The sequence below is a fragment of the Alteromonas algae genome, assembly GCF_049117195.1.
Lineage (GTDB): Bacteria > Pseudomonadota > Gammaproteobacteria > Enterobacterales > Alteromonadaceae > Alteromonas.
Genome location: NZ_CP185260.1, coordinates 1,705,118 through 1,717,884, shown reverse-complemented (window position 1 = coordinate 1,717,884; position 12,767 = coordinate 1,705,118). Strand labels below are relative to the sequence as shown.

The window sequence follows — 12,767 nt, the reverse complement described above, 5'->3', positions numbered from 1 at the left end:
CAAATACCTATAGAACTTCGAATAAACCAGCAGCGCCCATGCCGCCACCGATACACATGGTGCAAACTACAAATTTTGCACCGCGTCGTTTACCTTCGATGAGCGCATGGCCCACCATGCGAGCACCGCTCATGCCGTACGGATGACCAATTGAAATGGCACCACCGTTAACGTTTAATAATTCGTCTGGAATACCTAATTTATCTCGGCAGTACAATACCTGAACCGCAAAAGCTTCATTAAGTTCCCACAGACCAATATCATCCATGGTTAATCCATGTTGTTTTAATAATTTTGGAATTGCAAAGACAGGGCCGATGCCCATTTCATCAGGTTCACAACCTGCTACCGCAATACCGCGATAGATACCAAGAGGTGACGCGTTACCTTTTGCTGCTGATGCTTCATCCATAATAACAGTCGCGCTTGCACCGTCTGATAACTGACTGGCATTACCTGCAGTTATACGCCCACCATCTATTACTGGTTTAAGCGACTGTAGGCCTTCAAGTGTCGTCTCAGGTCTATTACCTTCATCCTTTGAAAGTGTAACTTCACGTTCAGACGTCTCACCTGTCTCTTTATTGAATAAGGTTTGCGTGGCCGTGATAGGTACAATTTCATCGTCAAACTTACCCGCCGCTTGCGCCGCTGCCGTGCGCATCTGGCTTTGATAACCATACTCGTCTTGCACGTCACGATTAATATTATAACGCTGACCAACTATTTCGGCGGTTTGCAACATAGGCATATAAATGTCTTTGTGCTTAGCAACCAATTGAGGGTCGACTACGCGGTGCATATTCATATGTTTGTTTTGAACAAGCGATATAGAATCTAATCCGCCAGCAACCATAATATTGGTATCACCAGTGCGGATAGCGTTAGCCGCTGTCGCAATAGCATACATGCCAGAGCTACACTGTCTGTCTAGGGTCATTCCTGAAACCGATACCGGTAACCCGCCAGCAAGACCGGCTAACCGGCCAATGTTCATACTTCCACTGCCTTGTGTCAGCGCTGCACCCATTATCACGTCGTCTACACTCGCAGGGTCGATACCTGCGCGTGCAACTGCATTTTCTATGGCATGTCCGCCCAAAGATGGCGCGGGTAAATTATTCAGCGCGCCTTTATAGGCACGACCAATTGGAGATCTTGCGGTACTTACAATTACTGCATCACGCATACAATTCTTTCCTTATGTTTAGCTTATTTTTTATAATTCTTGAAGCTGCCGCCGTCTTGCGCCAGCTTTACGAGTAGGTCACTTGGCTCTAACCACATTTTACCGTAGTCGCCAAGTTGATCTCGATAAGCAGTTAATTTGTCGAGAATTGTGCTTAGACCGATTTCGTCGGCGTACTGCATCGGACCGCCACGGTAAACAGGGAATCCATAGCCATAAACGTAAATTACGTCGATATCACTCGATTTAGCAGCAATACCTTCATCTAAAATATGCGCCCCTTCATTAATGAGCGTGTATAACACACGTACCATTATTTCTTCGTCGCTAATGTTCGTACGCTGAGGAACACCGAGACGTTCGGCTTCTTTACGAGCAATCTCTAGCACTTCAGGATCTGGAATGGGAACGCGACTTCCTGCATCATAGTTATACGCACCACGGCCAGTTTTAAGACCATTTCGACCCATCTCAACAAGCCTATCCGCTACCGCACCATAAGCAGGGTCATGAGAGATAAACGCTTGGCGTGATTGGCGAACATAATAACCAATATCTAAACCGGCCATGTCACCCATTGTAAAGGGTCCCATAGGCATGCCGAAGTCAGTCAGAACTTTGTCTACTTGCTCTGGCGATGCGCCTTCTAGTAACAAGCGATTTGCTTCACGGCCGTAGGGCTCGATCATACGGTTACCCACGAAGCCAAAACATACGCCAACAAGCACTGCAACTTTCTTAATGCGTTTTGCCAGCTTCATACATGTTTTGATTACTTCAGCCGACGTCTTGTCTGCTTTCACCACTTCGAGTAAACGCATTACATTGGCAGGTGAGAAGAAGTGAAGACCAATGACATCTTCAGGGCGTGATGTTGATGTCGCAATTTCATCAATGTCTAGTGTTGATGTGTTAGACGCCAATACTGCGCCTGCTTTACACACACGGTCTAGTTCAGAGAACACCGCTTTTTTCACTTCCATTTTTTCAAACACGGCTTCGATGACTAAATCGACGTCAGATAAATCATCGTAGCTTGTTGTGCCCGACAATAATGCCATTCGGGTTTCAACTTGCTCTTGAGTCAGCTTGCCTTTCTTTGCAGAATTCTCGTAATTTTTGCGTATTAACGCTAACCCTTTGTCTAAGGCTTCCTCTTTAAGCTCGAGCATAGTCACAGGAATGCCAGCGTTTGCAAAATTCATTGCAATGCCACCGCCCATGGTTCCCGCACCGATAATAGCAACCTTCTCGATGGTGCGTTCAGGCGTAGCCTTATCGAAATCACTCACATGGCCGGCTGCACGTTCAGCAAAGAAGAAGTGCTGCTGGGCTCTTGCTTGCGGCGTATTCATGCACTCCATGAACAAACGGCCTTCATGCTTTAAGCCTTCATCGAACGCCAAGGTATAAGCGCCATGAACCGCTTCAATACATTTAAGTGGTGCGAAAAAGCCACGTGCTGCTTTCTTTGTTTGCGCCGTGACGGCGTCGAATACAGCCTGAACCTCGTCGGTCATTTCAAGCGTAATATCGCTGGTGCGCTTAATAGCATTACTTGGCGATAGAGAAGCTAAGTAGTGTTTCGTGTCATCTAGAAGATGTTCTGGTTTATCCGATATTTTATCGAACACTTTGGGTAGTTTAAGCACAGACGTTGGCTTGCCAGACGCGATCATAGTGAGTGCAGTTTGCACGTCAGCGAGACGGGGTAAGCGCTGCGTTCCGCCTGCGCCTGGTAGAATGCCGAGGTTAACTTCAGGTAAACCTACTTTATTGTCAGCAAAAGTAATACGGTGATGGCATGCCAATGCTACTTCTAATCCCCCACCAAATGCTGGGCCAGGAAGAACAGCAACAACAGGCTTAGAGGCATTCTCAATTTTATCTAACACTTCTGGAAGCATCGGAGAAAGGTCGCCACCAGAAAACTCACTGATGTCCGCGCCGCCAGAGAAAATGGGTAACGAAGAAGTAATAACTATCGCGTTGACGCTGTCGTTGTTCAATGCCTGTTCGACACCATCAATAAGCCCGATTCGTAGCGCCTTAGACAACGCATTGACCGGCCCGCTTTGCATCACTAGCGTAGCGACGCCCTCTTCTACTGCATATGAAACCGCTTTATTTTCCATCTCAGTCATAACCGTATCCTGTTTATCACGTTAATGGGATGTTATTGCAGTAGTCACAATCATCCAAGTTTATTGGTGTTATAGACATTCATCAGAATATTTAATACTAGCGCACATCCCGCTTTGCTTACTAAATTCAAGGCTATACCACGTTTTTAGCGGCATGACTAAAGTTTGACACGGGATAAACGGAGTGCTTTTGTTAACAGGCAGTGAAGAAGTTAACAAATAATTCACAAAGGATGGTTGTGTTATGCAAGTGCTAAAAACACCAGAAAGTGCTTTTTCTTCAATTAAAGATTTTCCTTATGAACCACATTATATACAAGTGACCAATACAATAGGCAGTGAGTTGTCAATGGCCTATTATCAAGTGGGGCCTAAAGACGGTCACTCTATTGTCTTACTTCATGGTGAACCAAGTTGGGCGTATCTATATCGAAAAATGATCCCCGTGCTTGCTGATGCTGGCTTTAATGTATTGGTGCCCGATCTTATTGGGTTTGGACGTTCAGACAAACCTACTCTCCCATCAGACTATACCTACGCACGACATTTAATCTGGGTTAAAGAATGGTTGCACGAGTGCGTACCGACACCTGCAACGTTATTCTGCCAAGACTGGGGCGGACTTATCGGGCTACGGTTAGTAGCCGAGTACCCAGACAAATTTTCCGGTGTAATGGCATCGAATACGGGGCTACCGACTGGCGACCATACGCCTAGCGAAGCATTCACTGCGTGGCGCAGGTTTTCCCAGGACGTTCCGGTATTTCCCACGTCTAACATAATAGCGAGCGGAACGGTGGAAGCATTAAGTGAGGCGACACGTGAGGCGTATGATGCGCCCTTCCCGAGTGAAGCATATAAATCGGGCGCAAGAGCCTTTCCCTTGTTAGTTCCCACTAGTCCTGATAGCAGAGAATCGCAGGCCAACAGAGAGGCGTGGGAAAAACTTAAGCAGTTCAATAAACCGTTTCTAACCGCATTTAGTGACAGTGACCCAGTGACAGCAGGTGGAGAAACAATAATGCAGAAACTAATACCTGGCTGTGCCGGTATGTCTCATACCATCATTCGCCAGGGCGGGCATTTTGTCCAAGAAGACAAGGGTGAGGAACTCGCTGAACGTCTTATTCAATTTATCAATGATACTAACCAAGCATAAGAGGCACCATGGACTCATTACTAGATTTTACCAATCGTATCGTTTTAATTACCGGCGCAGGAAGCGGGTTTGGTCGACTACTAGCAAAAGGACTCGCAGAGCGTGGCGCTAAATTGGTCTTAACGGATATTGATGACAAAGGGTTACAGGCAATCACCGATGAACTACTGCCCATCACCGATGTTGAGATGCTTACAGGCGATATTTCAAGTGAAGCGCTTAATAAAGAACTTGTTGATGTTGCGTTGGCTAAATTTGGGCGCCTCGATATTGCGGTAAATAATGCAGGTATTGCTCACACCCCGGCACCGCTTCATCAAATGACAGAAGAAATAATCGACAAACAATTTGCGGTGAATGTTAAAGGCGTGATGTTTGGCATGAAGTACCAAGTACCTGCCATGCTCGGGCAAAAAGAGGGTCACATATTAAATGTGAGTTCATTAGCGGGTTTGGGCGGCGCACCAAAGGGCGGTGCTTATGCTGCAGCAAAACACGCCGTATCTGGCATCACGCGAACAGCGGCTGTGGAGTATGGCAGAAAGAATGTTCGTGTTAATGCCATATGTCCTTTCTATAGCCCTACTAATATCTTGAACGTTGATGGCTATAACACGCCGGAGGCACGTGAGCAGCTAGGACTTGGTAGCCCTATGAAACGACTGGGTGAACCGCAAGAAATCGTGAACGCGATGATGCTGATACTTTCTCCGGGTAACAGTTATATGAACGGCCAAACGGTTGCCATTGATGGTGGTGTCACGGCGTGGTAGCAGGCTAGCGTCTGCATCACGTGTTATTAGGGTATAACTTTTAATACCTAGGTATAGCACTGCAACTAGTATCAGTACACCGATTTCGATGTAATAGAGGGGAACAAACAAAAAGCCGATGAACGGGGTGGATAACTGCCTCGCTCATTTTTTACTTAACGCAGAGGTGCAAAAATGAAAATAAGTTATTTACGCGCATCATCTGTCGTCGCGTTTGTCACGCTTAGTGCTTTTGCATCGGCTGATTCAGGAAATACAGAAGCGGCAGAAGCTTTGTTCTCACCTACATCACAAAGCGTTGTTAAGAAAGCGCGTAACACGTCGCTACGCAGTAATGCATTGACAGCAGCAATTGCATCTCGCAAACCATCGAAAGATCTTCAAAATACTCAGCAATTAATCCACGTCGCACTTCCAAGCACAAATAAAGCTGCCCAATAACGTAACACCTTACCCGTTCGTTGTGTTGCTGTTCTTAGCGTTACGTTCGCATACCCATAACGCTGCGTTTACCCACACCCATATTATTAATAAAGTATTGATGCGTATGCACACGCACTATCGTGATATGAAAATACGAGCGGGAAGCAGTGACCCGCTCGCTAATGGACAATAGTATCTTAAGGCACAATTACCATTTTGCCTTTAACTTCTCGGTTCATGACCTTGGCCATGGCTTTCGTCGCCTGTTCAAGGGGTAGTGCTTCATCAACCACTACTTTTACCTTGCCTTGCACGTACCACGTAAGTAACTCTTTCATGTTATCAGCGAACCCTTTGGGATCATGCTGAGTGAATGAACCCCAGAATACACCAACAACTGAATAGCCTTTCACTAGTGATAGGTTTACTGGAAATTTGGGTATCTCCCCACCGGCAAAACCAACGACCAATAAGCGCCCTTCCCATGCCATACTGCGACTGCATGCATGGAACGTATCTCCTCCAACGCATTCATACACTACGTCGGCACCTTTACCACCGGTCACTTCTTTTAACTTATCTTTTAGGTCGTGTTCTTTGTAATTAATAAGAATGTCAGCGCCATGTTCTTTGGCAAGTGCTAGCTTCTCTTCGGTTGAACAGACGGCAATAACCTTTGCCCCCATAATCTTACCGATTTGCACAGCTGCTAGACCTGTTCCGCCTGCGGCTCCAGTAACCACTAATGTTTCCCCAGGTTGCAGTTTAGCACGTTGCTTTAACGCATGATGCGCCGTAGCGTGCGCCGTGACTAATGCCGCTCCTTCATTTACATGAATAGGATCAGGTAATGGCATAACGTGTGTGGCGGGTATTAACGCTTTTTGTGCATACCCCCCAAGATTAGACAAAGCAATGACTCGCTGACCGACTGATACATGCTCGACCCCCGCCCCCACTTCACTTATAACACCAGCCACTTCATTGCCGGGAATGAAGGGGAAATCTGGCTGCATTTGATACAGGCCTTGTACTAATAGTCCATCGGGGAAATTTACGCCCGCCGCCTGTACATCGACAATAACATGCCCCGGCTTTACCTGGGGATCCGCTATCTCTTTGCACTGTAAGTCTTCAATTGGCCCAAAGGCTTCACATACAATCGCTTTCATAACCTATCCTAATTGTTTTCGTTTACGCTATCTTGCCTAACTCAATGCGCGTTAAGCGTCTTGATGTATCGTCTGGTTGGCTATTTGCGCCAACGGCTTCACCATGGCACCAAGCTGCATGGCTTTTTCGCTTGATGCGTTGCCGTCATGAGCGCGTTTGACCACTCCTTGCACAATTGCTGCCAGTCGAAAGAAACTGAACGCTAAATAGAACGTCCAGTTATCGATGCCATCAATACCACGACGCTCGCAATAGTCTTTGATGTAGGCTTTTTCATTCGGAATACCCAATGCATCTCTATCAAGCCCACCTAAACCAGCAGCATGAGCGATATCCGACGGTAACCGTAATTGCATGCATTGATACGCTAAATCGGCGTAAGGGTGCCCAAGCGTAGACAATTCCCAGTCGAGCACAGCAATAACACGGGGATTAGACGTATCAGACATATCAAACATCATATTGTCTAAACGAAAGTCACCGTGTACCAACGATACTTGTCCATCGTCATCCGGAAGGTTTTTTTCAAGATAACCAATGAGCTGTTCAATTTCTTCAATATGCTCAATCTCAGACGCACGATACTGCTTAGTCCAACGGCTCAACTGACGTTCGAAATAGCTTCCGGGTTTGCCGTAATCACCCAAACCAACTTGCTCAACGTCTACGTTGTGAAGCGCAGCAAGAACGCGATTCATCTCACCGTACATCTTGCCTCGTGTATCTGAAGACGCAATTTCTGGCAACGCACTGTTCCAAAAGATATTCCCTTCAACGTAAGCCATTATGTAAAACATGCTTCCGATAACGTCAACATCTTCACAAAGGTGATAGGCCCTAGGCACGGGAACATCGCTATTTTGCAGTGCATTGATGACCTTATACTCTCTATCCACTGCATGTGCCGATTTCAAAAGCTTACCAGGGGGCTGTCTGCGTAGCACAAACGTCCCCTTATTCGTTACCAATTTAAAGGTGGGGTTCGATTGACCACCTGCAAACTTTTCAGCACTTTCTACCACCCCAACCTCAGCGCAATTAGCAGCCAAATAGTTATTGATTGTTGGCAAGTCTAGCGCGTGTGGCGACTGTTTATTTTCAACTGTCACATAACCTCCTTATGCGTTTTTAGCCGCAATAAGATTACGTCCAAGTTGCATCATATGAACCTGATCAGGGCCATCTGCTAGCTTGATGGTGCGCGCGTATGCATACATCGCAGACAACACGTAATCTTGGCTAGTACCCGCGGCACCGTGCATCTGAATGGCTTCATCAATGACATTGCAGGCCATAGTAGGCGCAACAATTTTGATTGCAGCAATAATTTCGCGAGACACTTTATTGCCATATTTATCCATATTGTCTGCAGCTTTGAGGGTGAGCAAACGCGCTTGTTCAATATCGCAGTGCATTTTGGCAATAGTTTCTCGAATAGATTGCTGCTTACTAAGCGGCTTTCCGAATGCAACGCGCTGCTCTACACGCTCACAAGCCATATCTAGTGCACGTTGTGCGCATCCAATTAATCGCATGCAGTGGTGGATTCTACCTGGCCCTAAACGCCCCTGTGCAATTTCAAATCCTCGGCCTTCACCGAGTAATAAGTTTTCAGCAGGCACACGGACATTTTCGAATAACACTTCAGCATGGCCGATAGGCTCATCAAAATACCCCATTGCAGCCATAGGACGCACCACGGTTACCCCTGGCGTGTTCATCGGAACTAAAACTTGCGACTGCTGCTGATGGCGTGGTGCATCAAAATCGGTTTTACCCATTACCACCATTATCTTGCAGTTTTCATTCATCGCACCGCTGGTATACCACTTACGCCCATTAATCACGTATTCATCGCCATCACGTTCTATTGATGTTTCGATGTTCGTCGCGTCGCTAGATGCAACGGCAGGCTCAGTCATTGCGAATGCAGAACGAATTTGCCCTTTTAGCAACGGCTCTAACCATTCTTTCTTGTGTGTATCGTTTCCGTATTTGGCCAATACTTCCATATTGCCGGTATCTGGCGCACTACAGTTAAAAATTTCAGCGCTGAACAACACCCTTCCCATCTCTTCACAAAGTGGGGCATACTCAGCATTGGTTAAACCAGCGCCATAAGGTTTGTATTCTTCTGGTAGAAACAAATTCCATAGGCCCGCGTCTTGCGCTTTTTGCTTCAGCGTTTGCATCATCTCAGGCGTCTTCCATCGGTCCTTCGACGTTTCTACAGCGTGGATATATTCTTTTTCTATCGGATACACTTCTTGTTGCATGAAATCTTTCAGCTTTGCTAAAAGCGTTTGTGTTCTTTCGTTATATTCAAAGTTCATATCTACCCCAATTAGCTATAGGTAATGGCGTGTAACCTGTCAATCACATCCAGGTGAGGAACGCTGTTGAAATTATTTAAATGGACGCCTCGCTTATTTGCGAAGCATTGTGAAAAACTCGCATTTCGTATTTGTAAGTTCATATTGATTACCATGGGAGCGCTATACCCAATGATATGCTTTAGCATCATCGATATGGCGCCTCCAGAACTAACCACTAACACTCTTTTTTTATCGCTTTGTTGCAAATGTTGAAGCATAGTAAAAGCACGTTGCTCAAAGTCTGCCCATGACTCGTCTAGCAATTCATGAGGTAATGCGTCACTTGCCCATGCAAGCATCGCTTTTCTCAATAGCCTGTAAAATTCTGCCGGAGGAGCACCTTCTGGTACCGCATCGTGAGGGTTTGCGTCTAGGTAGGCTTTTGCGACCGCTTGGAAATTAAATTCGTTCAGCTCGCTGTGTATTTTTGCACCGGGTAAGTCACCGAGACCATCGGCAATGCCCTGCATAGTCTCATCATGTCTTACCATCTCGCCCATGTACACATCGTCAAACGTTACATCTCGGTGGGAAAAGTACTCGCCTAGCCATTTCGCTTGCTGAATACCCAGCTCACTTAACTTGTCATAGTTTGCTTTGCCAAACGACGCTTGGCCGTGCCTAACGAGATAGATTTCAGTCATATTGCGTTCTTTTGTTATCAGTATGTTAACCATGGTAAGAAAAGAACTTCCATAAGTTTAATTGATATTTTGAATAGGCATACATCATGTGAAACTATGAAGAAAATACGTTACTGTATTATGGTATGACGCACACCGCCAATATACGGTATCGTAACAACACGAAACGCATTAGGTTTCCAGTGTATATACAACAACGTTAGGGCCTCTTGTCCGCCTTTGCACCGCAGTACGATTATCGCGGTAGTTATCTGATTTATGGAACAAAACAATAATGACAACTTTTCCCTTTGCCTCTCGCATTATCGTGGCATCTCTCGCACTTGCACTTCCCCCCCACGTAGCGAGTGAAGAAAAAGAATTAGAACGTATTATCATTACCGCCCAAAAAACACAGCAAAATCTTCAGGATGTTCCAGTATCCGTTACGGCGTTGTCGGGTAATGACATTATCAACACGGTGTCTCGTGACGTGTTCGACTTACAAAACTACGTTCCTGCGTTCAGTGCATTTCAGAACCAAAGCGTAACAAATTCGGGTTTTTCTATTCGTGGCATTGGCACCTCCTCGCAAAACTTCGGATTCGAATCGTCGGTAGGTCTGTACGTAGATGGCGTTTATCGCTCACGACAAAATGCCTTAATTAACGATCTTGTCGACATTGAATCACTTGAAATACTGCGCGGGCCGCAAGGAACATTGTTCGGCAAAAATACCGCAGCAGGTGCAATGACCATAACCTCTGTGGCGCCTTCTCACGATGGCCCGAACGGCTTTGTTTCGTTACTCGCAGGCAATCAAGATTTGATAAGAGTAAGTGGTGCCACATCAGTGTCTGTTATTGACGATGTGCTGGCCATGCGAATTTCTGGTTTCAAAAGTGATGGCGATGGCTTCATTACCAATGAAGAAACGCAAGAAAGCCTAAATAATCGCGACCGGTCTGGGGTGAAGGTGCAATGGCTTTACACACCAACACGCGACATTAGTGTGCGTATTATCGCTGACTATGGTGAGCTTAAAGAGCGTTGCTGCGGTGCGCTAACATACCAAAATAATCTTAGTGCGAATGCCATCCCAAATAAATTAGGTACAGATAGCTTATTAGCGTCCCCGCTATTTAATACCACCATTTATTCAAAAGAGAATTTTTATAACTACAATACCTCGCTCTCTCAGTCACCGCTATCTGAAATGACAGACAAAGGCGCGTCTGCGCAACTCGAGGTAAACCTAGATCAGCATTGGCGCTTTACCAGTATCTCTGCATTTAGAGCGTTTGATAGCCTTGACAGTGTTGATACTGATTTTTCAAACGCTGAATTACTTACTGCAACGAATAACGCGCAGCAACAATCGTTCTCTCAAGAGGTTCAGTTACATTATACCTCCAAGGCAATGCGCGCTATCGCGGGTGCCTATTACTTTAGCCAGAATCTCAACCTCGCGTTCGATACCACTACTCAATCTCAGTTCCAGACATTTTTCGATGTCATCGCCTCTGATTTACACCCCCTAGCTGACGCTATCAATACCTTTAGTGCATTAACCAACGGCCTTATCGCACCGGCGGCAGCATCGGCACCTAGCAATACCGCATTTGCACACACAGCATACCAAGAACAAGACAGTATCGCTGTATTTGCACAGGCTGATTGGTTTGTGTCTGACACGCTAACCCTGACTACCGGGCTTCGGTATACCAATGAAGATAAATCCATCATTGGTCAATACAACGAAGCTGGACCTGGCATAAATGGCTTGGAGAAAGATGTAAACAACTGGCCTAACGTACAAGCTGCACTTGCTGGGTTAAACGACATAGGCAGCGCACTTGTCGTAAATACACTACCATCGCAACAAGCGTTAAACGCAATTGCACCATTTCAACAGCCTGGTTGGGGTTATTTCTTTTTAGGTTCTGCGGCAGTACTTCCGCGCCCCGACATGAATGAAACACGCAGCGATAGCCAAATTACGGGCACAGTTAAGCTTGCTTACCAGCATGATAGCAGCACGTTACTTTACACGAGCTTCGCGACTGGGTTTAAAGCTGGCGGTACGAATACTGACCGGATATCGCCTCAATTAAGCCCACTATTTAATGCCGAAAAATCAAGAAGCGCTGAAATAGGTATCAAAAAAGAGTGGCCACAAAATGGGCTGAGGATAAACGCCAGTGCCCATTACACAACTATCAGCGACTTCCAAGCAACCACATTCACCGGTACCGGCTTTAATTTGCAAAACGCCGGAGATATTAACGTTAAGGGGCTTGAAGTCGAAGCAACATGGCTAATGACATCGAACACTACGCTTAACGTAAATGCCGCCAGGACATTGGCGCATTTCAACAAATTCAAACAAGGCACCTGTTGGGTTGCGTACACATGGCATACGGGTATTGATGATCCAGGACGCGCCTCGCCGTCTGATCCATTTTGTGCACGGGATGGCGACAGGGTGGGTTTTGAACCGCAAAATAGCGCAGCAGTTATGCTCACCCACTACTTTACCCTTGGTACCATTGACGCGAACGCCAGCATTGATTATCAATACACAGGCAATGTGTTTCTCGATGATGCCAACGACCCTTACAAATACGCAGGGTCGTTTGAACTCGTTAATGCAAGGCTCACATTTACTTTGGATGATATTGAAACCGACGTAGCCTTATGGGTTCGTAACGCACTTAACGAAGAATATGTTGCCAAAAGTGGTTTCGATGTCCCGGTTCAGGAAGGAAAGATCATGGCTTATCCGGGTGCACCGCGAACGTATGGCGTACAGCTGACCAAACGTTTTTAAGCACATCCACAATGTATAGGGCGCTTTGACGCCCTACGTCTTTCCCTGTTGCCAATCGGGCGGGTTGTGTTTACTTCT

10 protein-coding genes are annotated in these 12,767 nt (G+C 46.1%); 4 read left to right on the top strand and 6 right to left on the bottom strand.

Annotated elements, in window-relative coordinates; all coding sequences use genetic code 11:
- Window positions 1–7: 7 nt before the first annotated feature.
- Both ACOJRU_RS07780 and ACOJRU_RS07775 read right to left on the bottom strand, forming a co-directional pair.
- Window positions 8–1,189, bottom strand: coding sequence for an acetyl-CoA C-acyltransferase (locus ACOJRU_RS07780; RefSeq protein WP_421134445.1), 1,182 nt, complete (start codon window positions 1,187–1,189; stop codon window positions 8–10).
- A 23-nt stretch (window positions 1,190–1,212) separates the two neighbouring features.
- Window positions 1,213–3,333, bottom strand: coding sequence for a 3-hydroxyacyl-CoA dehydrogenase NAD-binding domain-containing protein (locus ACOJRU_RS07775; RefSeq protein ID WP_421134444.1), 2,121 nt, complete (start codon window positions 3,331–3,333; stop codon window positions 1,213–1,215).
- Between the two features lie 244 nt (window positions 3,334–3,577).
- Here ACOJRU_RS07775 and ACOJRU_RS07770 point away from each other — a divergent pair, with 244 nt between their 5' ends.
- From ACOJRU_RS07770 to ACOJRU_RS07760, 3 genes are all read left to right on the top strand, one after another.
- Entirely contained in the window at window positions 3,578–4,492 is a 915-nt protein-coding gene (locus ACOJRU_RS07770) for a haloalkane dehalogenase (RefSeq protein ID WP_421134443.1), read from the top strand.
- A gap of 8 nt (window positions 4,493–4,500) precedes the next feature.
- Window positions 4,501–5,265, top strand: a complete 765-nt coding sequence (locus tag ACOJRU_RS07765) for an SDR family NAD(P)-dependent oxidoreductase (RefSeq protein WP_421134442.1) — start codon at window positions 4,501–4,503, stop codon at window positions 5,263–5,265.
- A 174-nt stretch (window positions 5,266–5,439) separates the two neighbouring features.
- Window positions 5,440–5,706: a hypothetical protein gene (locus tag ACOJRU_RS07760; RefSeq protein WP_421134441.1), complete on the top strand. Its 267-nt coding sequence runs from the start codon at window positions 5,440–5,442 to the stop codon at window positions 5,704–5,706.
- A gap of 179 nt (window positions 5,707–5,885) precedes the next feature.
- On the opposite strand, the gene ACOJRU_RS07755 is transcribed toward ACOJRU_RS07760, so the two are convergent.
- The 4 genes from ACOJRU_RS07755 to ACOJRU_RS07740 are packed head-to-tail and all read right to left on the bottom strand — an operon-like array spanning window position 5,886 to window position 9,880.
- On the bottom strand, window positions 5,886–6,860 hold the full coding sequence (locus ACOJRU_RS07755; protein ID WP_421134440.1) for an NADPH:quinone oxidoreductase family protein: 975 nt from the start codon (window positions 6,858–6,860) through the stop codon (window positions 5,886–5,888).
- A 51-nt stretch (window positions 6,861–6,911) separates the two neighbouring features.
- Complete coding sequence (locus ACOJRU_RS07750; protein ID WP_421134439.1) at window positions 6,912–7,970, bottom strand: phosphotransferase family protein; 1,059 nt, start codon at window positions 7,968–7,970, stop codon at window positions 6,912–6,914.
- Between the two features lie 9 nt (window positions 7,971–7,979).
- Window positions 7,980–9,194, bottom strand: coding sequence for an acyl-CoA dehydrogenase family protein (locus tag ACOJRU_RS07745; RefSeq protein ID WP_421134438.1), 1,215 nt, complete (start codon window positions 9,192–9,194; stop codon window positions 7,980–7,982).
- A gap of 11 nt (window positions 9,195–9,205) precedes the next feature.
- Window positions 9,206–9,880, bottom strand: a complete 675-nt coding sequence (locus ACOJRU_RS07740) for a histidine phosphatase family protein (protein WP_421134437.1) — start codon at window positions 9,878–9,880, stop codon at window positions 9,206–9,208.
- Between the two features lie 274 nt (window positions 9,881–10,154).
- Between ACOJRU_RS07740 and ACOJRU_RS07735 the strand changes: the two genes are divergently transcribed.
- Window positions 10,155–12,689, top strand: a complete 2,535-nt coding sequence (locus ACOJRU_RS07735) for a TonB-dependent receptor (protein ID WP_421134436.1) — start codon at window positions 10,155–10,157, stop codon at window positions 12,687–12,689.
- The last annotated feature ends 78 nt before the right edge of the window (window positions 12,690–12,767 follow it).

What these genes read in the sequence shown, in the direction of transcription:
- ACOJRU_RS07780 (WP_421134445.1), bottom strand. Translation starts at nt 1,189, where the DNA reads ATGCGTGATGCAGTAATTGTAAGTACCGCAAGATCTCCAATTGGTCGT.
- ACOJRU_RS07775 (WP_421134444.1), bottom strand. Translation starts at nt 3,333, where the DNA reads ATGACTGAGATGGAAAATAAAGCGGTTTCATATGCAGTAGAAGAGGGC.
- ACOJRU_RS07770 (WP_421134443.1), top strand. Translation starts at nt 3,578, where the DNA reads ATGCAAGTGCTAAAAACACCAGAAAGTGCTTTTTCTTCAATTAAAGAT.
- ACOJRU_RS07765 (WP_421134442.1), top strand. Translation starts at nt 4,501, where the DNA reads ATGGACTCATTACTAGATTTTACCAATCGTATCGTTTTAATTACCGGC.
- ACOJRU_RS07760 (WP_421134441.1), top strand. Translation starts at nt 5,440, where the DNA reads ATGAAAATAAGTTATTTACGCGCATCATCTGTCGTCGCGTTTGTCACG.
- ACOJRU_RS07755 (WP_421134440.1), bottom strand. Translation starts at nt 6,860, where the DNA reads ATGAAAGCGATTGTATGTGAAGCCTTTGGGCCAATTGAAGACTTACAG.
- ACOJRU_RS07745 (WP_421134438.1), bottom strand. Translation starts at nt 9,194, where the DNA reads ATGAACTTTGAATATAACGAAAGAACACAAACGCTTTTAGCAAAGCTG.
- ACOJRU_RS07740 (WP_421134437.1), bottom strand. Translation starts at nt 9,880, where the DNA reads ATGACTGAAATCTATCTCGTTAGGCACGGCCAAGCGTCGTTTGGCAAA.
- ACOJRU_RS07735 (WP_421134436.1), top strand. Translation starts at nt 10,155, where the DNA reads ATGACAACTTTTCCCTTTGCCTCTCGCATTATCGTGGCATCTCTCGCA.